The sequence below is a fragment of the Methylomonas sp. DH-1 genome (genome assembly GCF_046097555.1).
GTDB classification, from domain to species: Bacteria; Pseudomonadota; Gammaproteobacteria; order Methylococcales; family Methylomonadaceae; genus Methylomonas; species Methylomonas koyamae.
In genome coordinates this window covers 3,170,301-3,193,006 of record NZ_CP143089.1, presented here as the reverse complement: position 1 = coordinate 3,193,006, position 22,706 = coordinate 3,170,301, and the positions used below count along the sequence as shown (strand labels likewise).

General features: G+C 56.1%; 15 protein-coding genes and 1 pseudogene. 5 read left to right on the top strand and 11 right to left on the bottom strand.

The genetic code is table 11. From position 1 onward, the window contains the following. Window positions 1-8: 8 nt before the first annotated feature. Genes VXJ35_RS14500 through VXJ35_RS14490 form a run of 3 tightly spaced genes read right to left on the bottom strand, consistent with a single transcriptional unit; the run spans window position 9 to window position 1,929 of the window. Entirely contained in the window at window positions 9-776 is a 768-nt protein-coding gene (locus tag VXJ35_RS14500) for a DNA-binding domain-containing protein (RefSeq protein WP_064022113.1), read from the bottom strand. Beyond that, window positions 760-1,641, bottom strand: a complete 882-nt coding sequence (locus VXJ35_RS14495) for a DUF692 domain-containing protein (RefSeq protein ID WP_064022112.1) — start codon at window positions 1,639-1,641, stop codon at window positions 760-762. The genes VXJ35_RS14500 and VXJ35_RS14495 overlap by 17 nt, the downstream gene beginning before the upstream one ends. A gap of 12 nt (window positions 1,642-1,653) precedes the next feature. Further along, window positions 1,654-1,929: a DUF2282 domain-containing protein gene (locus VXJ35_RS14490; protein WP_064022111.1), complete on the bottom strand. Its 276-nt coding sequence runs from the start codon at window positions 1,927-1,929 to the stop codon at window positions 1,654-1,656. A gap of 288 nt (window positions 1,930-2,217) precedes the next feature. Between VXJ35_RS14490 and VXJ35_RS14485 the strand changes: the two genes are divergently transcribed. Together VXJ35_RS14485 and VXJ35_RS14480 are read left to right on the top strand one after the other, a co-directional pair. Next, window positions 2,218-4,083, top strand: coding sequence for a sigma 54-interacting transcriptional regulator (locus VXJ35_RS14485; protein WP_064022110.1), 1,866 nt, complete (start codon window positions 2,218-2,220; stop codon window positions 4,081-4,083). A 291-nt stretch (window positions 4,084-4,374) separates the two neighbouring features. Beyond that, window positions 4,375-4,953 (top strand): D-alanyl-D-alanine carboxypeptidase family protein, encoded by a 579-nt coding sequence (locus VXJ35_RS14480; protein WP_064022109.1) that lies wholly within the window; start codon window positions 4,375-4,377, stop codon window positions 4,951-4,953. A gap of 176 nt (window positions 4,954-5,129) precedes the next feature. On the opposite strand, the pseudogene VXJ35_RS14475 reads toward VXJ35_RS14480, so the two are convergent. The 8 genes and pseudogenes from VXJ35_RS14475 to VXJ35_RS14440 form a co-directional block, all read right to left on the bottom strand. Then, window positions 5,130-5,572: pseudogene (locus tag VXJ35_RS14475) on the bottom strand (transposase). A gap of 263 nt (window positions 5,573-5,835) precedes the next feature. Further along, entirely contained in the window at window positions 5,836-6,951 is a 1,116-nt protein-coding gene (locus VXJ35_RS14470) for an acyltransferase (RefSeq protein ID WP_064022108.1), read from the bottom strand. Window positions 6,952-6,974: 23 nt separating this feature from the next. Continuing rightward, a complete protein-coding gene (locus VXJ35_RS14465; RefSeq protein WP_064022107.1) occupies window positions 6,975-7,997 on the bottom strand; it encodes a PIG-L deacetylase family protein in 1,023 nt (340 codons plus the stop codon). Between the two features lie 826 nt (window positions 7,998-8,823). Next, the gene (locus VXJ35_RS14460; RefSeq protein ID WP_157198189.1) at window positions 8,824-13,038 is read right to left on the bottom strand and encodes an EAL domain-containing protein; all 4,215 of its coding nucleotides are present in this window, start codon (window positions 13,036-13,038) and stop codon (window positions 8,824-8,826) included. An 18-nt stretch (window positions 13,039-13,056) separates the two neighbouring features. After that, on the bottom strand, window positions 13,057-18,078 hold the full coding sequence (locus VXJ35_RS14455) for a PAS domain S-box protein (protein ID WP_064022105.1): 5,022 nt from the start codon (window positions 18,076-18,078) through the stop codon (window positions 13,057-13,059). A gap of 417 nt (window positions 18,079-18,495) precedes the next feature. Next, window positions 18,496-19,035 (bottom strand): hypothetical protein, encoded by a 540-nt coding sequence (locus VXJ35_RS14450; protein ID WP_064022103.1) that lies wholly within the window; start codon window positions 19,033-19,035, stop codon window positions 18,496-18,498. 104 nt (window positions 19,036-19,139) lie between these two features. After that, on the bottom strand, window positions 19,140-19,979 hold the full coding sequence (locus VXJ35_RS14445; RefSeq protein ID WP_064022102.1) for an endonuclease/exonuclease/phosphatase family protein: 840 nt from the start codon (window positions 19,977-19,979) through the stop codon (window positions 19,140-19,142). Between the two features lie 23 nt (window positions 19,980-20,002). Continuing rightward, window positions 20,003-20,215, bottom strand: a complete 213-nt coding sequence (locus VXJ35_RS14440) for a DUF6447 family protein (RefSeq protein WP_054763010.1) — start codon at window positions 20,213-20,215, stop codon at window positions 20,003-20,005. Between VXJ35_RS14440 and VXJ35_RS14435 the strand changes: the two genes are divergently transcribed. The 3 genes from VXJ35_RS14435 (at window position 20,199) to VXJ35_RS14425 (ending at window position 22,212) form a co-directional block, all read left to right on the top strand. Then, entirely contained in the window at window positions 20,199-20,402 is a 204-nt protein-coding gene (locus VXJ35_RS14435; RefSeq protein WP_064022101.1) for a hypothetical protein, read from the top strand. The genes VXJ35_RS14440 and VXJ35_RS14435 overlap by 17 nt on opposite strands. A 224-nt stretch (window positions 20,403-20,626) precedes the next feature. Beyond that, window positions 20,627-21,763 carry a hypothetical protein gene (locus VXJ35_RS14430; protein ID WP_064022100.1) on the top strand — a complete coding sequence of 379 codons (1,137 nt, stop codon included), beginning with the start codon at window positions 20,627-20,629 and terminating at the stop codon, window positions 21,761-21,763. Further along, on the top strand, window positions 21,760-22,212 hold the full coding sequence (locus tag VXJ35_RS14425) for a three component ABC system middle component (protein WP_082880935.1): 453 nt from the start codon (window positions 21,760-21,762) through the stop codon (window positions 22,210-22,212). Before VXJ35_RS14430 ends, VXJ35_RS14425 begins: the two co-directional genes overlap by 4 nt. Window positions 22,213-22,706 lie beyond the last annotated feature (494 nt).

Sequence of the window (22,706 nt, the reverse complement as noted above, 5' to 3'; positions counted from 1 at the left end):
AACCTCGGTTACGGTAACTCGATATCGGCGATCAGGCCGCTGCATAGCCCGGCCAGCAGCCAGGGTTCGACGGCGAATCCCGGATCGGCTGCCAAAGCGGTTCCGACTGCGACGGTTAGGCCTTCGCCGCCGGCCAAAGCTGCCAAACAGCGGTATTCCGCCAATGCCAACGGCCGGATTTCGACTTCCCACTGCGGCCGGAACACCAGCAAGCGGCAAGCGCCGCCATTCAGCTCGACGTGCGGGTCGCCGTCAAAATCGGCTCGGTTGCTGAGCCAGATTTGTTGTAGCGGATACTCGGATTCGATCAAACCGGCGCTGGGATGCAAGGCTACCGTCAGCTTGCCGCAATCGGCTGCAGCGACATTGGCCAAACCGGTTAAATCCGGCAGGCTGGAGTCGGCCGCGTGGTAGGCCGAGTGGCAAAGCCATTCCAAACTGGCCACGTCGGCCAAATAGGGCAGGCTGGCGGCGGCGCAGCCGGCAATCGTGTCGGCGAAATTGGCGCCGAATTCGATCAGACAAGCCGCCGCCGGCGGATGTTCGGCTAGATAGGCCCGAGCCAGCCGGTCGAAAAAACCGGCGCCGACCAGACGGTTCACCACCGGGTAGGTGTCGCGCAAGGCCTGGCTCAAACCGGTTTGCGTGTTGTTGCAGTAAACGGCCAGACGCCGTTCCGGTGCGATGCCGTTGGCGATAATGCCGTGCGGAATTTTGCCGGAATCGCCAAAAACGAAACCGGCAAAGTCGCGTTGCAGTTCATGCAGCTTGTACATAACTTTGCCTCAAATAGCGGTCGGCGCGTGCGGCTTGGCCGACCAGGGTTTGCCAATCGGGTAGGTCCGCATCCCATTCGATCAATGTCGGCCGGCTGCCGACCAGCTGTAAAACCATGCGGAACAACTGCCATACCGGTTCGGCCACCGGGCCGTTATGGCTGTCGATCAGGATAAAGCCGTTGCCGATCCGGTTGCGGCTATGGCCGGCCAAATGAAATTCGGCGATGCGCTCGGCGTCGAGGCTCAGCAGATAGTCCAACGCATCCCAGCCGTGGTTGTGGCAGGAGATGTACAGGTTATTGACGTCCAGCAATATGCCGCAGCCGCTGCGGCGGGCCAGTTGGCTCAGGAATTCGGCTTCGCTGTAGTCGCCGCACTCGAATTGCAGATAACTGGACGGGTTTTCCAGCAGCAATTGCCGGCCCAGGAAATCCTGCACCTGCGACATTCGCCGCACCCATTCGTCGAGCGCGGATTCGGTATAAGCAAGCGGCGCCAGATCGTTCAGATAGCGGCCGCCGAACGCGCTCCAGGACAAATGCTCGGACACCAAAGCCGGCTCGAAGCGGTCGATCAACTGTTGCAATCGGCGTAAATGGCGCCAGTCCAGGCTATCTGCCGATCCCAGGGACATGCCGACGCCGTGCAGGCTGAGCGGATAGTCCCGCCGCAGGCTTTCCAGAATCCGCAGCGGTGCGCCGCCGGCGCCGAAATAGTTTTCGCTGTGGACTTCGAGCCAGGCCGGTTTGGCTGGGCTGGCCAACGCGTCGCGGTAATGCGGCGAACGGAGCCCGATTCCGGCTGCAGCCGGAATCGAAGCGTTAGCGGCGCCAGAGGATAAGGTTGTGTCGGGTTGCGCCATGGCCGATCCGTATTACATGCCGGCCGGAGCTTGCAGGCTACCGCCGCTGATGCGCTCGCAGGTGCCGGCCGGCAAGGCGATGAAAGCGTCTTTTTGGTTGTCAGTCATAGCGTGGCCGGCACACGCATTGGACAAGGTTTTGCAATCGTTCTTGCCGGCCTTGGCGACGCCGTAGCATTTCTCCATATCGGTTTTTTCGGCGGCTTCGGCGCCGGACGCCAAGCCTAAGGCGCTCATGGCAAGGATGGAAGCCAAAGCGGTGCTGACGACGGTGTTTGGATTTTTCATAGGTAGTCTCCGTTAGTTAAATAGGATCGAGTACCGACAGCCTGCGCCGTCCGGCGAAATGAATATGGCAAGCGCCGTGCCAGATTGTGCTTTAGTGGTTTATTGCAATTAAATCAATCTGTTGTCTGTGTTCTGTTGTGGCGGTAGGCCGTAGCGGGTCGGATTAAGCCTCGGTATATTGCGGGTGCCGCCAAATATGGTGGCTTGGTTTGGCGGCGGGGGCTAGAATGTGGCGGGGCTGTATGCAGCCGACTCGTTACTGTCTTTTCATTCAATCTTTGCCTCACTATGCACCCGGTAGATTCCAGCGAATTTTCGGTTTTAAAGGCAGTAGTCGAAGGTACCGCCCAAGCTACCGGCGGCGATTTCATGCGCTCGCTGGTGCGTAACCTGTGCCAGGCGACCGGCGTGGCGAACGGTTTTGTCGCCGAGTTCGCCGAGGCCAAGACCCGGGTGCGCTCCCTGGCGTTCTGGATGGACGGCGATTTTCTGGACCGCCAGGAATGGGACTTGCCCGGGACGCCGTGCGAGGAGGTGTTGCGCGGCAATTTCTGCCATTACCCCTCCGGCGTCTCGCAGTTGTTTCCGCACGAGCAGGGGGTGGAAAGTTATTTGGGGGTACCGTTACGGGACGGCGCCGGTGAGGTGCTCGGCCATCTGGCGCTGTTCGACCGGCAACCGATGCCGGAGCGGGACAATCTGTTCTATGTCTTCAAAATCTTTGCTTCCCGCGCCGCGGCGGAATTGAACCGCTTGCGCATCGAGCAGCAACTGCGGCTGAGCGAACAGCGTTTTCGCGAATTGTTCGACGAGGCGCCGATTGCCTATGTGCACGAAGACAAGGACACCCGTTTTCTGCAGGCCAATCAGGCCGCGTTGCGGATATTGGGTTTGACCGCAGAGCAGGTTCCTAGCACCCAAGGCATTTCGCTGGTGCCGAATACGCCGGCAGCCCAAGCCCGCTTGCGGGAAGCCTTCGCCTCGGTCGAGAAAGGCACCGACAGCGCCGGCGTGGTACTGGAATTGCGGCGTAAGGACGACGGCCGGCCGGTTTGGATTCGGTGGTGGTCGAAAACCGATCCCAGCGGCCGGTTTCTAAGGACGATGTTCATCGACATCACCGCCCAAATCCTGATGGAGCAGGAACAGGCCAAATTGCAGGAGCAAAACCGTTACCTGCAGGAAGAAATTAAGGCCGAGCACAATTTCGAGGAAATCGTCGGCCGCAGCCCGGCGCTGCGTTCGTTGCTGAATCAGGTCCAACGCGTGGCACAAACCGATGCTTCGGTGCTGATTCAAGGCGAATCCGGCACCGGCAAGGAATTGGTCGCCCGTGCCATCCACTCCGCCAGCAAGCGCAAGCAGCGGCCGCTGATCAAAGTCAATTGCGCGGCGTTACCAGCCAGCCTGATCGAAAGCGAATTGTTCGGTCACGAAAAGGGCGCCTTCACCGGGGCGATCAACAAACGCATCGGCCGTTTCGAACTGGCCGAAGGCGGCACGCTGTTTCTCGACGAAGTCGGCGAGATTCCGTTGGAGGTGCAAGTCAAATTATTGCGGGTCATCCAGGAGCGCGAATTCGAACGGGTCGGCGGTCAGACGCCGATCAAAATGGACGTGCGGGTCATCACTGCGACCAACCGCGATTTGCTGCAGGAGGTGGCGAACAAACATTTCCGGGAAGATCTGTTCTACCGCTTGAACGTATTTCCGCTGGCTACGCCGCCGTTGCGGGAGCGGCTGGAAGACATTCCGCTGCTGGCCGATTTCCTGATCGGCAAATTCGCCCCGAAACTCGGCAAGAAAATCAACGGCATCGGCGCCGAATCGATGCGGCGCTTGCAGCGTTACCATTGGCCGGGCAACATCCGCGAACTGGAAAACATCATCGAACGCGCGATTATTCTGGCCGATGGGCCATGGCTGGAGATCGGCGCCGAGCAATTGCCGGGCAGCGTCACGGATATTTCATCCGTGACGCTTGGAAACGCTGCCGCCAGCCTGGATGCGGTCGCCCGCGACCATATCCTGCAGGTGCTGGAGCAAACCCGTTGGGTCATAGAAGGCCCGCACGGGGCGGCGCAGCGCTTGCAGATCAAACCCAGCACTTTGCGCTATCGGATGCGGAAACTGGATATTCGTAAGCCGGGCTAATCGTTGGGATCGAGTGCTAGCAAAATGCACCTTGTCTCCCGCGGTAGGGACCATGCTGTTGATTTGGGCAAAATCCAAGCCGCTGCGGCGACTTGGGAATTGGCTTTGGCAGGGGGTGGAGATGAAAGAAGTAAATCGGCAGCTTAATCCGATCGGTATATCCCGGTGGGGCCAGTTGTCGCGTGCCTTTCAGACGGCTGCTGCGAAATCGCCGGCAACGACGCTTAGTGCCGGTGGACTGTTGGCCGCTAGCGGCCGATTCGCTCAAGTGCACGGCTAACCGGTCCGGACATGGCGCATTGCCCGGAAACCGAAACCTGCGATCCGCGCGCGATTTGCCAAGCGCTGGGGATTGCCGTCGCAGCGGTCGAAGCCCGCGGCCTGCGCCTGTATCCCGCGGCGGAGCGGCTGGCCGTCGCCGATGTCGATCGCAACGGCAGGCCGTTTTTCATGACTCCGGCAGCCGGCCGCGCCTGGCAAGCAATGAAAGCCGCCGCAGCGGCCGACGGTGTCGAGATTTATTTGATTTCCGCCTACCGCAGCGTGGCACGCCAGGCCGAGCTGATCCGCGCCAAACTTGATGCAGGGGCGGCCATCGGTGACATTCTGACCGTGCTGGCACCGCCGGGCTACAGCGAACACCATACCGGCCGCGCGGTGGATTTAACCTGCCCGGATGCGCCGGCGATGCAACTCGGATTCGAACTGACCGCAGCCTGCGCCTGGTTACAGGCCAACGCCGGCCGCTTCGGCTTCGTTATGTCCTACCCGCCGGGCAACGCATCGGGTTATCGATACGAACCTTGGCATTGGTGTTTTCGGGAGTCCGAAGAGGATTTGTGGCTGGAGAAAATAAGCGGCGCCATTTGAGGCAGGCTGAGGCGTCGGCTGGCCTGAGCCGGTTCACCTTCCGGCGGTTAGCGCACTATTTCGAATGAAATATTGGCCGTCATTGGCCGGCCGATGACACTTAATAGTTCAGCGCGGCTGTAAGCCAAATATCCGGTCGCGAACGCGGCGGTGTGGGTCGTTTACAGCATCCACGGCTAATATGGCCGGTAGTTTGCCGATCCGGCAATTTTCCAGGGTTTCGGCATCGATACCCAAATGAACCTTGCGCCATTGGCGACGATACTCCGCGCCATGTTTTTTAGTTTTCCACTTGTGCCCTTGGGTATTCGCCTTTTATGCCCTTGGGTATCGCCCAGCATCTTCACGCCGGTGCTATCGACAAGCAAATGCAGGCCCTTCGGATTCGGACGATAGGCAATGCAGACCTGTAAGCGTTGCTGGCGGCGACATAAGGTCGAGTAGTCCGGCGTCGCCAATCGAGACCCGATAACTTCAACAAACTGGTCACCATCCCACTGGCTTGGCGTAATAACGCTAGACCAAACAGGTTCTTGATCATCAGGCAAAACTGTATGGCGGCATCGGAAAACTTATCTGTCCGACCTGGCTTGCCACTGCCAGGCGCAAGCCAATTCATCTCTTTATCAATCCAGAGCAACAGCGAACGGCGTTGTTTCAGGGATTGGTTGTAGTCTCGCCAGTTCGTGGTTCGATATTTCGTGGGTCGGGGCTGCGGCATCAGGGCGTTTGGTCAGTCAATTTGACCTTAACATGGGGATGTCATCGGGTTAATGCAACAAAGCCTGTCCGGCCGAAATCAGCTTTAGGGTGTCGTGAATTTACCAACCGCACCAATCGCGACCGATGCGCTTCGCGCTGTTCGGCATCCTCCGGCCCCGGTCAAGAAAACATTCCGATGGTGCGGCGACCCAAAGCGATACTGGGAACCTCCAGCAAATAGTAGCAAGCCCAGGATAGTAACAATACAACAGCCACGGATAAGCCGTAGCCTCCGAGCCACAACAGGGAGCGGTTACCGGTTACGGCTTGCATCCCATGCAGTATCCTCGGCGTAACGCACAACAGCACCAGCATATGAATCAGGTAAGCGCTGTACGAGACGCGACCGATTTGCCGCAGCAACGGCAGCGATAATAGGGCTTGTAACCTTGTCGATGCCACCGCGAACATTAACAATGCGCCAGCCCCCAATCCCGATATGGCCCAGACGATACTCTCCGGCATTTGGCTGTTCTGGTTTAGTCCGCCCGAGGTATACAGCGCAAAGCCGATCAGCAACAACAGCCTGCGCCGTAAGACTCTGGTTTTGAAATATCCGGCTATTGCTCGGTAATTTCTGGCGATCAGCAAGCCCAGCAAAAAGTGCAATAAAAAAGCCGACACGCCCAGCAGCGAAACTACTAAACAGGCAAAAAAAACTAGCCAGACCGCTCCGCGTTCCACCAATAACAGGCCGACCGGGAGCAATAAGGACAAGGCCAGTTCTATGGTCAATGTCCAAGCCTGCGGCAGTAACACGACGTTTTCCGGCAATTTCAATAGCACCGCCTCGCGCAACATATCCGTTGCGCTTAACGGATTCGCGCGCCAGGTATCGGTAAGCCAAGAACTGGGCGGTAACGCGTTATCTGTAAAAGGTACATCGGTGGCGGCGAGATATAACGCGGCACTGAGCCCCAGCACCACCAAATAGGGCGGCCACAGTCGAAACAAACGGTTGAGTGTGTAATTGACCAAGTTGAAATGTTGCAGGTCCGGATGGCAACCGAGTCGAAAATACTTCAGCGACAAGACCATCCCGCTCAGCACAAAAAACATCGAAACCGCCGCGCCGCCGTCCCACCAGAAATTGAAGGGCGGCATGTCCAACACACGCTGGCAAAGCGCATCGCGGCACGGCAAGCCGTATGCGATTATGTAATGTTCGGTAATCACTGCCATTGCCGCCAAGCCGCGGATACTGTCCAAATAAGCAACGTGGTTATTGTTCGCCACAACCCTTACCTCTGCCGCGGGCGCTAAATTTTTCGCCTATCCAGCGGATGGCTGTTAAACGCCTTACGCGCCTGCTGCCAATGCTCAATGACTGTCTCGATCCGGTTGGCATTGGTCGGTGCCAACTGAGTAAAACACTCGCTACTGCGGACGAAGGACGCCAAAAAGTCGGCCATGATGCGTTGTTGGGTAAGGTATTGGGCAATCGCATCGTGCTTGCCGGCAATCTCGGCCTGGGTCAAATCCAGGCAAACCCGGCGATGCCCGCGCGCCGGTAAATTGTCAGGCAAATGCATCGGTTCGTTACTCCAATCCTGGGCTATACCCCAATCCGAACCCTTGGGCCAATGCGGCCAGTGCACCAAGTAGGCCAACATTTTCGGGTTGCTGCGTTCGTTTTGCGTTTGCGCGCGCCATTCGTGTACGGCCAGCAAGGCAAACATACCCAAACCGGCGTGGTCGGAATCGTCCTCCATAACGTCCGGAAAACTGATGATGGTCGGCTGGGTCTCTTTCATGATCGCCACCAATTCGCCGACCAAATCTTTGCCGTCTTGGGCATTGCCCCAATCCAGGCTATCGCGGTACGGCACGTGGTCGAAGCCGGTAAATCGGGATCGAAACGGGCTGTTACGCCGCCAATGCGACACCAGGGCGGCGTAGATCGCGCCGTCGGAAAACCCCATCAAATCCAAGTGCAGGAAACTGCCGCCCAAAATCTGAGCTGCGCGGCGCGACTCGTCCAGGCGTTTCTCGCCGAACGCCAAATAATCGGCCGGCGATAATCGGCTTTTCCCGGTGTCCATTTTGACGGCATCAACGTAGGCATCGCCCGACGTGACGACGACGGCCCTTACCGATCCGCCCTTGGCAAACACGCGCTGGATCAAACCCGCGGAACTCAGGCTCTCGTCGTCCGGATGGGGTGCCAACACCAACAAACGTTCGCCGTTGCCGACTTCCAATTTCGATTCTTGCGCCAAAGCCGGCGCTATGGTCAAAACCAGCCAGCACGCGACAATGCCAAATCCGTTACCCCGTCTCATGATAAACCTCCACTGCAATCCCTAAATTACTTGATCCGGCTAATGCGTTGCTCGCGAACCGAACGTTAAATTCACCTACGCCAAACCGATTCGCCAGCACGGAACTTAAGCCTGCGAAATTTCGCCAACATTCGCCGGCTTGGATCGCCTGTTCGGAGTTTTCATAGACAAGCAATAACAGCTAAGCCATTGACGGCCTCCCAGACGGTATGTTTTCTAAGCCGGCAACCCAAGTGCATTCGATATCAACCGCAAACAGCAAAGCAAAATTTTCGCCAACTCTGTTCTGGCAGCTCGAAATACCTGATCGATTGTCCCGGCGCAATTACATTGGTATCTCGTTGTTGCGGGCCGATCTAATCGCAGCCCAGCGTGAAACGCCTTTCGAATGGCCGCCCTAATCGGACATCGACTTAATCCCGATGCGCTCCGTCCTGCTAAATGCGCGACCAATCTTCCAGAGATTGGCCCCAATTATGCCGTTTGGAATAGTGAGGTCCGGTAGCCTTTAAAACAGGTGATTTCCGCTATCCGCTACCAAATCCACCGCTTGCGGAAATAGTGATTGGTGCAGATCAACCAATAACTAGCGGTGGCCGGCATCGATAACAAATTTAGCTACTTCGTCGCCAATATTCGAACTGCCAGTTTCAGCCATGCCGGATTGAAATGATGTGAGATTGTGTGGGAGGGGGATATGCGCCAAATTGTATGGAAAACCGGCAGGATAATATTTTCGTCGAGCAGCGCGTTCGAGCGGCCGCAATCGCTGCCAACCTCCAAGCAGAGTACTTGGCGCTGGTAGCCTCGATGCCCGCAAGGATCGTCAATTTAACGCCTGGCCAAGCGATTCGTAATGCGAGAACGCATCGCGGACATCGTTGCGCAAGGCGTCGTCGTCCCAGGGCTTGGTGTGAAATTTGTAAATCTCGCCGCGATTGATAGCCTCGGTCACCGTCGACAAATCGGTGTAGCCGGATAAAACCATACGCACCGTGCGCGGATGCATGACTTTGACGCGCGCCAAAAACTCGGTACCGGTCATGTTGGGCATGCGCTGGTCGGCGATAATCACTTTCACGACATGATTGGCCATCAAATCCAGCGCCTCTTCGCCGCTGCGTGCCATCAGAACCTCGTAGCCGTCTCGATAAAACAAGCGCTTCAGTGCCGACAAGATATTCCGGTCGTCGTCGACTAACAGGATATGTTGTTTGTGTTCCGGGACAGGCAGGTCTAGCAAGGTGCCGGATTGGATTAATCGGGATACCTCGGTGGCGGGTAGCGGCCGGCTGAAGTAATAGCCCTGAATCTGGTCGCATTTCAAGGCGCGTAGGTAATTGGCCTGAGCTTGGGTTTCCACGCCTTCGGCGATCACCGTCAGCCCCATGCTGTGCGCCATCGCAATCGTGGCTTGGACAATGACGGCATCGTTGGGGTCGGTCGTGAAATGGTCGACGAAGCTCTTGTCGATCTTCAGCTTGTCTACCGAAAACTGTTTCAGATACGCCAGCGACGAATAGCCGGTGCCGAAATCGTCTATCGAGAGCTGGATACCCAAGGCCTTCAGCCTTTGCAACAGATTTTTGGTTTCGCTGACGTTGCTCATCAGCAGGCTTTCGGTCAGTTCCAGCTCCACACAGCGGGCCGGCAGCCCGAAATCGTGCAATAGTTTTTGAATCGAATCGACCAAACAACCGGTCTGCATTTGCATTGCCGAGGCATTAACCGCGATGGTGAAAAATTGGTCGGCCAATCCGGCATCCTGCCATTCCCGCATCTGGCCGATGGCCCGCTGCAAAATCCAGTCGCCCAGCGGCAGAATCAATCCGGACTCTTCGGCCAGCATGACAAATTTACCCGGCGGCAGAAAGCCTTGCACCGGGTGGTTCCAGCGCACCAAGGCTTCCAGGCCGACGATTTTGCCGGTGGCCAGGGATACTTGGGGTTGGTAATACAGCTCGAATTCGCCGCGCTCTATGCCGTGGCGCATATCGTTGGTCAGGGCAATTTTCGACAGCAACAAGTCGTTCATTTCCCGTTCGAAGAAGCGCAAACCGGAGACCTTGTCCGCCTTGGCATGATTCAAGGCAATGCCGGCGCGCTGCACCAATTGGTGGGCGGCGATGCCGTCGGTCGGATAGAAACTGATGCCGATTTTGGCTTCGAGATGAATCTCGTGTTCGGCCAACAGCACCGGCTCGGACACGGCCAACTGCAAATTCTCCGCAAACTCCTTGGCCTCCAGCACGCTCTTGACCAACGGAAAGGCGATGGCGAAGTTGTCTTTGGCCATGCGGGTGACGATACCTTCGTTGCCGGCGGTTTTGACCAGTCGGCTGGCGACAATCTTGAGGGTTTGATCGCCAATCTCATAGCCGTAGCTGTCGTCGATGGTGTGGAAGCTTTCGATATCCAGCCGCACCACGGCAATCTCATAGTCCTGGCTCGCGGCAAGATCGATCGCCGCGGACAACAACTCCTCGAAATAGGGCTGGTTCGGCAAACCGGTCACCGTATCGTAACGGGACAATTCGGTAATGCGGGCCTGCATCGCCTGGGTTTCGGTCAGATCGTTGACTATCTCCACGAACAGCGGCGGTTGGTCGGCGCTGATCTCCAGCCGCACGTCAACCGGGTAGTAACTGCCATCCTTGCGCCGATGCCGGCTGATGAAATCGCAGTGGCGCTTGCTTCCGGCGCGTAGTGGCGCGACCAACTTTTCGAAGCTTTCCGCGCTGAACTCGGGCTTGAGATCCAGCGGCGTCATCCGCTCCAATTCTTGCAGCGAATAGCCCAGATTATTGCGGGCGCCTTGATTGACGTCGATGAAGCGCAAGCTGCGGCTATCGAAGGTATAAATCTCATTGGTGGAGCGTTCCAACACCTGGCTGAAGCGGGCGGCTTTATTTTCGGCGCGCTTGCGCTGAACGATACGCCAAATTGCGCTGGCGATTAACTGGACGGTCTCGATATCCAGCTCAGAGTAATCCGTCGGCTTATCGCTAACCCCGGCCAGCATGACGACCTTGCCGTTTTCGATAACCGGCACCGAGATCAGACGCGACAGGTCGGACAGGACCGCCGCCGCGCCGTCGCTAACCGGCCTGCAATCGTTGAACACGACCGGCCGGCGTTGCCTGAGCGAATCCGCCCAAATCCCGGTCTGGCTGAGCGGATAGCGGTTACCGAGAGCGGCGGGGCAATCCGGCACCTGGGCTTGCTGCGGTCCGGCCACCCATTCGATCATCTGCTCGTCTTCATGCACAAAATGGATAAATCCGCTCCGGCTGGCCGTCAGTTGTGCCGCCAGCGCCTGGCCGTGCTGCATCAACGCGACTTCGCTGAGTTCTTCCGACGCTTTCGGTAGCTCCAGCAGGGCTTGGGCGCGCCGCGCCTGTAAAATCAGTTGTTGTTCGTTGGCGATCCGCTGGGTGACGTCGATGCCGACCCCATCCCAAACCACGCCGTTATCGGCCTGCCGTTGCGGGCTGGACTGGAACGCCACCCAACGCTGGGAACCGTCCGCCAAGTTAAACAAATAGTTGCCGCGGTAGACGCTTAACTCGAGAGAGCTCTTGGATTCCGCCGCATTGTGGTCGGCAAGCGATTCCGGCGCGATCTGGCGGGTAAACAGCGTCATGTCGTTCAGCACCTGCGCCGGCTTTAGCCCATGCAATTTTTCAAATCCGGCGCTAAGGTAGCGAAATCTGGCCTGTCCATCCGGGGTGAGTTCGTAGCGGTAGACATAGCCTTCCGGCAGGTTGTCGCCGATGGCCCGCAATTGCGCTTCGTGTTCGCTCAGTGCCCGTTCCGCTTCGAGCCGGGCGGTGATGTCGTGCAATAAGCCGTGTATCTCTACCACTTCGCCATGGGCGTTTCGAGTCAGCCGTTTAAAGTCTTCCAGCCACAGCCAGTGGCCGTCGGCATGGCGCAGCCGATACTCCTGGCGAAACTCGTCGGTTCCCGCGGCAATGTGCTCGTGGATTTCGGCATGGATCCGTGCACGGTCGTCCGGGTGGACCAATTCATCGAATGCTAAGGTTCCGTAACGCAGCTTCTCCGGCGTATAGCCCCAGGCTACGCTATTGCGGCTGACATAATTGACCGGCCAGCCTTCGACATTGCACCAGGTCATCGCGATCACCGGCGAGCGGCTGACGATCGCTTCCAACTGGCGCAGTTCGGCGCTGCGCAGCTCGACCAATTGCTCGAATTGGTGGTTGAGCCGGCTCAGTTCCAAGTGGGTGCGCACCCGCGCCCGCACTTCGTCTATATCGAAGGGTTTGGTGATGTAATCTGCGGCGCCGATCGCGAAACCGCGTACCTTGTCGGCCGTTGCATCGACCACGCTGACAAAAATTACCGGAATGCGGGTGCCGATGGCGGTGGCCTTGATCCGCCGGCACACCTCGTAACCGTCCAAATCGGGCATGACGATATCGAGTAGTACCAGGTCCGGCGGGTTGGCGCCGTTGACAATGTCCAGCGCGCGGTAGCCGTTGTTGGCGACCATGATCCGGTATTCCGTTTTCAATACCTCCGCCAATTCGTGAATGTTATCCGGGATGTCGTCAACCAGCAGCAAGGCCGGGCGCTCTTCCCGGATCGCGATGCGTTCGCTCAACGATAGCAGTGGCTTGCGGCGATAGCGGCGCAACTCGAGCTGGGTCAATATGCGTTGCTTTAGCAGGTCGGGATTGACCGGTTTGGTGATGTAATCGACGGCCCCCAATCTCAGTCCCTCGGCTTCGTCGGCGGTTTCCGACAAGGCCGTGACGAAGATCGCCGGAATGTCGGCGGTACTCGGATCGGCTTTCAGCCGGCGCAATACTTCGTAGCCATCCATGCCCGGCATTTTGATATCCAGCAACACCAGTTCCGGGCCGGGTAGGCGCGTGGCCAATTCCAGCGCCTTTTCGCCCGTAGTGGCGGCCATCACGGCGTAATCGTCGCGCAGGATGCTTAATAGCGCGTGCAGATTCTCGTTGACGTCGTCGACGATCAGAATGCGGGGCTTGCTATGGTTGGACTCTGCCATGTGATTTTTGCGATTCAATCAGTGCCGGCTAGTCAGGCGTTGTTGTAAGCCGGCCAGTAGGATCAGGGCTTGATCGATGTTAAACGCATCGACCTGAGCAGCAATCTGATTGACTTCAGATTCGAATTGTCCGCCCGCCGCAGCCAAGCGTAATTCGGCCATTAGCGCTTCGGCGGCTCCCAAATCGGTTTCCAACACGGCCGCCAGCGCATGGATTATAGCCAGTATTTCGGCCTGAGACCGCCGCGTCCCGGCCGGCGGCTCGGGCAGCGGCTGTTCGGCGAGACTGTCGATGTCGTCGATTACCTGGCCTAACAATTCCTGCAGGCGGTCGATATCGGCGTTTTCCGGAATTTGTTGCCGCTTCAGTAGGCTGTCGATTTGAGTGACGGATTCGTATAACTTGTTGGCGCCGAGATTGCCCGCCACGCCTTTCAGCGCATGGCAATAGTTTTCCGCCGCCGGCAGTTGGTTGGCTTGCAACAAGCGCCGCAGTTCCGAAACCGCATCGGCGTAATGTTCGCGAAAGCGTTTCAATTGTTTGCGGTACGCCGCTTCCTTGCCGCCGATGCGGCGCAAGCCTTCGCCAACTTGCAAGCTTTGCAGCGCCAGCAAATCGGCCGAACAAGGGCCGGTTCGCGGCGACGCAGCACTACTCGGCGTCGCATCGCCAGCCGCCTTGCTTGGCAACCATTTACGCAGGCAGGCGAACAAACGCTCCGGCTCGACCGGTTTGCTGATATGGTCGTTCATGCCCGCGGCCAGACTATGCTCGGTATCGCTGGCCATCGCCAACGCCGTCATCGCGATAATCGGCAAGCGGGCATAGTAGTCATCGCCGGTTTGCTGCGCCAATGCCCGAATCTGCCGGCTGGCTTCCAATCCGTCCATGACCGGCATCTGAATATCCATCAACACACAATCGTAACGTTGCTGCTGCACCATCCTCAGGGCTTCCTCGCCGTCCATCGCCTGATCCGCCTGTATATCCACGCTGCGTAACAACTCGATAGCAAACTCGCGGTTGATGGCATTGTCTTCCACCAACAGTACCAAACAGCCCGAAAAATTGGGGGCGGCGGCCGGCCGGCCGGCCGATGCCGTGCTATGCGCCGGTTGGTCGGGAAGGCGGCCGCGGCCGAGCACCGACAAAATGGTGTCCAGCAATGCCGAAGGCGATACCGGCTTGACTAAAAAGCCGTCCACGCCGGCTTGGCGGGCCAGCAGCATCACATCTTCCCGGCCATAGGCAGTGACCATGACGACCTTCGGTTGCCGGGCAATCGCGCTGTTGGCGTGAATGCGCAGCGTCGCTTCGTCGCCATTCATGCCGGGCATGCGCCAATCCATCAATACCAGATCGAACGGCCGGTCGGCTGCCGCTTCCAATTGCCGAATAGCCGCCAAGCCGCCGGTGGCGACACTGACCTCCAGTTGGAAATAACCCAGCATCTCCGCCAAAATTTCGCGGGAGACTTCGTTGTCGTCGACCACCAACACCCGCAGCCCTCTCAGCAAGGGACCGGTTTGCAAATACAATTCGTGGCGGTGCGCTTCGGCCTGCAACGAGACCGGCAATTGAATCGTGCAACACATGGTGGTGCCCTTGCCGGACTGCGAATCTTCGATCCAGATCCGGCCGCCCATCATCTCGACCAAATGTTTACTGATCGCCAAGCCCAGCCCGGTGCCGCCAAAACGACGGGTCGTGGATTGGTCGGCTTGGGTAAATTTTTGGAACAGCCGCCCTTGCAGTTCCCGATCCATGCCGATACCGGTATCGCGCACCGAAATTTGGATCGTCGCCACATCTTCTTTTTTGCCGAGCAATCTGAAGCCTAATTCCACTTCGCCGCGTTCGGTAAACTTGAGGGCATTGCCGCACAGGTTCAGCAAGATCTGTTTCAAGCGCAACGGATCGCCCAGTAACATGTTGGGGATGTTGACGTCGTAGCGAATCAGAAACTCCACCCCTTTTTGTTCGGCTTGCAAGCCGATGGCATCGGTGATTTGCTCGAGTACGCCGTCCAGCGCAAATTCGGTGGCTTCGAACTCCAGCTTGCCGGCCTCGATTTTGGAAAAATCCAGAATGTCGTTGATGATGCCCAGCAGCGAATGCGCCGCGCTCTGGGCTTTACTGAGATGGTTGTGCAAGCCGGCAGGCAATTCCTGCTTTAAAGCCAGATACAGCATGCCCAGAATGGCATTCATCGGCGTACGGATTTCGTGGCTCATGTTCGCCAAAAACTGGCTCTTGGCCAGCGTCGCCGCTTCGGCGGCTTGACGCGCCTGAACCAGCTCACGGGTGCGCGCCGCCACCAAATCTTCCAGATGATGGCGATACGATTCCAGCTCCTGCGCGACCCGTTTTTTCTCGGTAATGTCTTCTTTGATCGCCAGGTAATGGGTGATTTTGCCGTCCGGCTGGCGCACCGGGGTAATCTGCGCCCATTCGACGTATTCGCTGCCGTCCTTGCGCCGGTTGACCAGTTCGCCGGACCAGCTTTTGCCTTGGGTCAGCGTATCCCACATGGCATCGTAGACGGCTTGGCTGGTGTGTCCCGACTGTAAAATGCGCGGGTTTTTGCCGATTACGTCGTCGCGCTGGTAGCCGGTTACTTCGCTGAATCGGCGGTTTACATACTCGATATCGGCATTCAGGTTGGTGATCACGATGCTGTTGGGGCTCTGTTCCACCGCCAGCCACAGTTTACGCAGTTCCGATTCGGCTTGTTTCAACTCGGTGATGTCGGTAATCACCGCCACCCGGCAATTGCGCTCGGAAAAGGTAATGTCATGCGAGCGGGAGATGATGTCTATCGTCGAACCGTCCCGGCGAACATGCCGCCATTCGCCGATATTGGCATAACCGCGCAAACCGGCTGCCAAATCGGCAATGGCCTGTTTCTGTTCGTCCGGATACAGGTCGGTCAGTTTCAATGTCTGCGCCTGCTCCTGGCTGTAGCCGTACAACGCGCTGAATGCGTCGTTGACCGCCACCATGGCCAGCGAGCCGCGTTCGTAGATCAACATCGGTGCCGGGTTATGGGCAAACAGGTGGCGAAACTGCTGCTCGATTTGTTTGCGTTCGGTGATGTCCGACCAGATCAAGGACAGATGCTTGCGGCCGCGAATCTCTATCACCTGCAGGCTGACATGGACGTTACGCAGCGAACCGTTCTTATGCCGGCGCAAGGTGTCGAACTGGGCCGATCCGGCTTGCATGAAGTCGTCTGTCATCTTGGCGACGGTGTCGGCGTCGAACTCACCCTGAATATCGGGTAGGCGCAAGCGGGCAAACTCGTCGCGGCTGTAGCCCAAACTGGAACAGGCGGCATCGTTGAATTCGATGAATTCGAACGTTTGCGCATCGATCAAGGTGATGGCGTCGGTGGCCTGCGAGACAATCGAACTGAAAATGCGTTCGCGATTGCGGGCCGATTCTTCCCGCCGCCGGCGGCCGATGAAATCGCTGAGTCGCTCCGCCACCGCCTCCAACAAGCCGCGTTTATCGTCTGCAAACAAACCGGGCTGCGGCGCCGGACTTGGAACCGAACAAGCCACCGTGACGCAGCCCAGCACCTCACCGTCAATGCGAATCGGGGCGGTTTGCACCGCGAGCGGATGTTTAAAACCATCGGTGGCGTAGCGCTGGCCGTCCCATTCGATACCCGCCGCAGTGGTTTCCGGCTCGGGCCATGCCGCCGGCAAACATGCCGCGACCGCTTGCAACACGTCCGCTAGCGGTTTTTGCAAATCCTCGGTGGCACGGAACACCGCGTGCAGACACTTCTGCTCTTTGATTCGCTCGCCCAGGGCAATCTGGGTTTCTCGCAGTTGGGTAATGTCGCGCGCCATGCCCAATACCCCGATCAATTTGCCCTCGCTGTTATTCACCGGGGTCTTGATGGTTTCGTAGAGCGCGGTATGGCTGCCGTCGGCGTGGCTTAGCCATTCCTGATGGCTACTGGGCTTACCGGCGGCCAGGGCTTTCAGGTCATGCCGCCGGTAGGAATCGGCCAGATCGGGAGCGACAAAATCGTAATCGGTTTTGCCGACAATATGCTGTTCCGTAGTGCCGAACAGCGGTTCGAAACTGGGATTGCACAGCAGATAAACGCCTTCCGGGTTTTTCAACCAGACCTTGTCCGGCATGGCTTTCAGTAGGGTTCTAAGCAATTCCTCGCGGTCGGCCAGGGTTTCCAGCGCCTTGTGGCGTTCGGAAAAATAGCAAGCCAGCGCCATGCCGACCACCGACAGCACCACCATGAAAAACCAATAATTCAGCGCGTGGTTGTCGCCGAGGCCGGGGTCGATAAACCCCGAGCGTTGCCGTACTAAACCGGACATTGCTTGGCTGGCGGTAATGACCAGGATCAAGGTCGTGGCGCGGCTCCCCAACCGGACCGCCGCCCAACTGACAAACAAAAATATCCAGTAACTTTTGGCATAGCTGCCGAGGCTATCGTGGAACCAATCCAGGAATACCAATTGGCCGGCCATCACATTCATCGCCACGATCAAAACCGCCTCGAACAAGCGTGTTCGGCCATGCAGTTTGCCTGGAAGCTTGTTCCATACCAGTAGTAGCGGCGTCGTCAAAATCACGCCCAGCGTATCGCCCATCCACCAATGCAACAGAGTGGTCAGGAAATTGTGCGGGCTAATGATGCCCGAGTTCAACAAGGTCAACGATCCGACAATCGCCGGCAACGAACAGGCCAATACCCCGCCCAAACCGATCAGCAGCAAATAATCGCGCAGCGTGGGCAAACTGTGGTCGAAATTTTGCATACGGCGCAGCAACCAGGCGCCCAGCCAGGTGCCGGCGGTACTGCCGAGCGAGATCACGGCTGCTGCCAGCCATGTCTTGCCCTGCAATACATTCAGCGCCAACGCGCCCAGCAATATCGCGGAGGCATAGCGCCAGCCGCCCAGCAACAGCGCGGCTAACGCAAATCCGCTCGCCACAAAAAATACGCTGGCGGTGCCGTTCGGGGCAAAGTACAGCAAAGCCAATCTGGCCGTTAGCCAATACATTGCCGCAACCGCAAGCCACCTTAGCGGCATCGGCAACGCTATATTGCGCAAATAATCGTCGAAAGTTGGGTATCCAGCCATCAAGGTCCTTGAGTCATGGGCTCCGGAATGAAAGCAAAGCATAGCTCAGCTATCGACAGACTTTAGCAAGGAGCGCGATGAAACGGAAAGGGCAGTGGAATAAACCCCGGGTGGCGGCGAGCTTTGCGTTCCGCTTGGATTTGTTTGGAACCGCCGGCGGCATGGGAGCGACTCGGCGGAACCGCGGCAAAGCTGAGCGGCTTGCGCGGTAGAGCTTGGTCTTGGGTAAGCGCGGGACGGACCAATTTGCCGCTAGCGCAACGCCGATGGTGCATTGACCGCACCTAACCGGCATCTCAGCGCCGGTGTCTGTCAGCCACCGTCTAATTCAAGCGCTCAGTTGATTTGGTTTAACACGTCTTCTTCGGTGTAAAAGCGGTTTTCGGTAATGATATCCGCGGCGATGCGGTTGTTGAGCAGATTGTCGACGTCGTCCAGCACGCGGTCGACGATGGCCGAGATTTCGGCGCGCTCGGCCGATTTCTGCAGAGCGTTACCCCAGATCCCGACATGGCGGGTCGTGATGCGGCGCACGGCATTGTCCTTAGCCCATTCCGCGGCGATGGCGATGCCCAAACGGCGTAGTTTGGCGGCTATCTCGGGTTTGGCGGCCGGGTCGGCGATTTTGGCCGCCAAATCCTGGCTGATTCGGTTCCAGCCGGTCGGATACAGCTCCCAGCCCTGGTAAAAACGTTCGACCCAGGTCAAGTATTGTTCCAGGCTTTGCCGCTCGGCGTTGCGCCGGTCTTGCCGGTAATGCTCGGCAAACTCGGCTTGGGCCGGCAAGGTTTCCGGCCAAACGGATTGGCGCAGCGGCTCGGCGGCACAACCCCCAAGCCAGCTTATCGCCAAAAAAATTAGAACGCGCAGTGTCATGGCATCGGGTCCGGCGGCGGCAAAGCCAGGATTTTAGGAGGCGGCCATGACAGCACGATTAAGGTCCGGTTACGGTTAGTTGACGTCGGCCGGCCCGGTCAGGCTCAAAACAATTCGAAGCGGGCCAGGTAACCGAAGTGGTCCGATACGCTCGGATAAAACTCGCCGTTGAAAATAGGCGTCATTTCCCGCACGCGCAGCGGATGGCCGTTGCGTTTGAAAATGTAATCTATGCGCCGCGGCGGACTGTGGCGCCAGCCGTCGATCTGGCCGCAAAAGGTCGGCTCGTAAAACCGCTGCGGGTACAGTTCGTGGTACTGGTCTATGTATTCGCCGTTGCCGACGATGTGTTGGTAAGCCTGTTCGCCGGCCGGCGCGTTGAAATCGCCGACGATCAGGTCGCCTCTGACCCCAAAGTGGTAACGTGAGGCGATCAGCCGCTTCAGGTTGGCGTATTCCTGGTGGAAGCCGTGGTGGGCCCAGCTTAAATGCACGTTGGCGATGTGCAGCAAGCCGAAGCGGGGCAGGTCGATGCAACTGACGGTGACGTTGCGCGACATGTAGTGGTCTTTACTGCAATTGTGCGAGACGTAAGCGGAGTAATTGTGCCGCAGCGGATGCCGGCTCAAAATCGCCGTGCCTTCCCGCCACCGTTGAAAGCCGATGTGGCTCCAGTCCTGGTGGATGTAGAACCAATGCCCCCATTCCCGCAAGCGCCGGCAAATCCGAAACGCCATGTTCGACGGCGACTCGCCGTAAGGCTGGGCGATGGGGTCGTGCCGGTATTCGCCGACCTCCTGAAAACAAATCGCGTCTATGCCTTGCTGAGCCACCGCCTCGGCGATGATGTGCACCTCGCGTTCGTACAGGTGCATGGTTTCGAAACAGTTGTGGCGCGGGTGCTGCTGGTAAGTATGCAGATTCAGCGTCAACAGCGAAAACACCGGCGCTCCGACAGCCGTGCGGCTTAACCCAATTTGGCGAATTCGGTTTGCAGCGTGGCCAAAAAGGTCTCGCGCGCCACCTGGGCTATGCCTAATTGTTGTTGCAAGCGCTGGATTTCGGCATCGACGATTTGCAGATTGGCCAGTTGGGCTTTGGCCAGGTCGCTGAGGCTATCGATAGGATGGGTTTTGTCGCCTATGGTCAGGGTTGGAGTTGCGGTGTTTGCGTCGGTCATCGAAATTTTACTGAAAGTAGTCGAAAATGCCGGTCCGCTTGCTGCGCCGAACCGTATTTCAGTCTACCAGCAAAATGTTACAGCTTGGTTAGTGCGCGTTCCGGTTAAACCAGTCACTGATTCCAAGCCAAAACTGGCCAGGGATTTCAAGCGCCGAACCACCAACTATTCCGATATGATTGCGTGAGTACGACAAAAGGTTGTTGGCGGCTGAGAACTGTCGTAATCGACCTCAAGCAGACTGTCGATAAAACTTCCGAATGGCAGCAGTATGAAAGCGCAGGCATTTATAAGCACACAAGCATTTTATCCAACGTTATACAGAGGAAAATTGTCCGCATTTGACTCGAAGTAAACGTTAATTAGGTAACTACCCCAAGAATCTTCAGAAAAATAAAGGAACGGACAGGCATGAGCGGAAACCAAACCAAAAATGCAGTGTTAACAACTGCTTTAGCGTTTCATTACCAAGTGTTGATTGGCTTGGATAAGTGCTTTTCACTTAAAGACGGCCAGTCTGTGTGGTTCGAAAAAGACGGTGACGTTAGTTTGATTTCTCCAGGTGTTTTGGAATCAACACAAACCGAAGTAAAAGACTACGCTGCACCTCTTACAGACCACCACGAAAACTTTTGGAAGACGTTAAAGAACTGGCTGGCACTAGAATTTAATCACGCTCAATATGGTGTTTTGGTGCTTCACACCACCCAAGCTTTTGGAGCTACTACTCGTCTAAAAGACTGGAATTCGCAAAATGGGGAACAACGCCTGCAAGTTTTAAAAGATATTTTCTCCGAAAGAACCGAAGCTCAATTGAATGCTGAAAAGCTATCAGAAGTTATAAAACTGCAAAAAGCGGTAATGGAAGGTTCATCTGATGAGGAATTATTGGCAGTTCTAGCCAAAGTAGTGTTGCATGTTGAGTCAGAAGACCTGAATACTTTAAAAAATAGTTATTACAACAAATTAAGTGGCTACATACCTATAGTAAATAGACAGGCTTTTGCTGAAGGGTTGATTGGCTTTGTATATGAACAGGCAAATAGTACTGAATGGATAATTGAAAAGGCGGAGTTTGACCAAAAGCGAGAGGCTTTAACGGCTAAATGGGGGCCTACGCCATTTACTATTCCCAATTTTTCCCAAAGAGATGCAACGGAAGAAGAAATAGAAACTCATATCACCGCTCTTTTTGCCCAGAAAATTTGTGAGATTGAGTATGAGCGCGTCTTGCCAGAAGCTATTGGTGATTGGCTGGATTTTATAAACTCATCAATAGAAGAACTCCACGGGCATCCACAATATATGAAAATGGTTGAGCGATACCGGGAACAGTGGATTCGCGCATTTTTTGCAAAATATCGCTCGGCCAGTCGTAAGCAGGGTAGCTCAAAACTGATTTCACAATATCTGTACGATCAGGTAATTAGCGAGGCACCATTTGGTATCGATGGCTATCCAAATCCTGATTTCGTCTTTAGAAACGGCCTAATACACGACGCAATGGATGATGAAGAACGAGATTTAAAATGGAGGGTTGAGCCATGAGCAGCATTGTTGATGCCCTTTATGAGTTGAGGTACAACCCGTTCGAGTATGGGGTATATCTAGTATCGTTTTACACAGCAGTAGGCGAATCAGAAAATAATCTTTTACTTGCCCCTTTGGTAATCCCACTTTGCAGTCATCCTGTTTTTGGCCAAAAGTTATTCAACTCTAACGTTAGAAGCTCTGTCTGGTCGGTTTTTGACGATCGCATTAAACTCTATGACCTACAAGAACGAATAGATGGATTTCAAGAGTTAACAGAGCAATGCATTCAATATTGTTTAGTCAATGACTGGCTATCAATAGACGAACAAAGTTTAGCCCTTCGTGCAGTTCATGAATCTGATGCGGTATTTACCAATCAAAAAAGTGCAGAGAAGTTAGGAAGGTTATTTAGGGAGCACTCAGTGTTCGAGATTTATGCGTTTTTAGGAGTGAAACCGCGATGAAAACATTGATTCATGAAATTGGCGTTATTGATAAGCAAGGGAATAAACATCCAGTTAATTTTAAAAAGGGGCTAACAGGTTGGTGAAAAACCATATTCCAGCCACTAATTTAGCTAGAAGAAGCCTTTATTTAGTGCTGAATCAATCTTGTAGTACTAAATATAGGTCTGATTGGTTGCAAAAAAGAGTTTTTCACCAACCTGCTAAATGTCGTCACCGGAAAGTCATCGACGGGAAAAAGCGCCCTGATTGAAATTTTCGACTATTGCTTAGGTAGTTCTGAAAACACAATTCCCAAAGGGATCATAACCGCCAGCGCCGCCATTTACTATGTTGCGCTCTCGGTCAACGACCAAGATATGGTGATTGCCCGTGACCCAGAAATAGCAAGTAAGGGCTTTTTTCGCAGAGCCGAATCGTTCAATTCTGACGATATTGATCGCGATTATTTTAGTGGTATATATTTTCGTCCATTAAAAGAGTTTAAAAAGCAC

Excerpts from the sequence above, each read along its gene's own strand:
- VXJ35_RS14500 (WP_064022113.1), bottom strand. The coding sequence starts at position 776 with ATGTACAAGCTGCATGAACTGCAACGCGACTTTGCCGGTTTCGTTTTT.
- VXJ35_RS14495 (WP_064022112.1), bottom strand. The coding sequence starts at position 1,641 with ATGGCGCAACCCGACACAACCTTATCCTCTGGCGCCGCTAACGCTTCG.
- VXJ35_RS14490 (WP_064022111.1), bottom strand. The coding sequence starts at position 1,929 with ATGAAAAATCCAAACACCGTCGTCAGCACCGCTTTGGCTTCCATCCTT.
- VXJ35_RS14485 (WP_064022110.1), top strand. The coding sequence starts at position 2,218 with ATGCACCCGGTAGATTCCAGCGAATTTTCGGTTTTAAAGGCAGTAGTC.
- VXJ35_RS14480 (WP_064022109.1), top strand. The coding sequence starts at position 4,375 with ATGGCGCATTGCCCGGAAACCGAAACCTGCGATCCGCGCGCGATTTGC.
- VXJ35_RS14465 (WP_064022107.1), bottom strand. The coding sequence starts at position 7,997 with ATGAGACGGGGTAACGGATTTGGCATTGTCGCGTGCTGGCTGGTTTTG.
- VXJ35_RS14460 (WP_157198189.1), bottom strand. The coding sequence starts at position 13,038 with ATGGCAGAGTCCAACCATAGCAAGCCCCGCATTCTGATCGTCGACGAC.
- VXJ35_RS14455 (WP_064022105.1), bottom strand. The coding sequence starts at position 18,078 with ATGTATTGGCTAACGGCCAGATTGGCTTTGCTGTACTTTGCCCCGAAC.
- VXJ35_RS14450 (WP_064022103.1), bottom strand. The coding sequence starts at position 19,035 with ATGACACTGCGCGTTCTAATTTTTTTGGCGATAAGCTGGCTTGGGGGT.
- VXJ35_RS14440 (WP_054763010.1), bottom strand. The coding sequence starts at position 20,215 with ATGACCGACGCAAACACCGCAACTCCAACCCTGACCATAGGCGACAAA.
- VXJ35_RS14430 (WP_064022100.1), top strand. The coding sequence starts at position 20,627 with ATGAGCGGAAACCAAACCAAAAATGCAGTGTTAACAACTGCTTTAGCG.
- VXJ35_RS14425 (WP_082880935.1), top strand. The coding sequence starts at position 21,760 with ATGAGCAGCATTGTTGATGCCCTTTATGAGTTGAGGTACAACCCGTTC.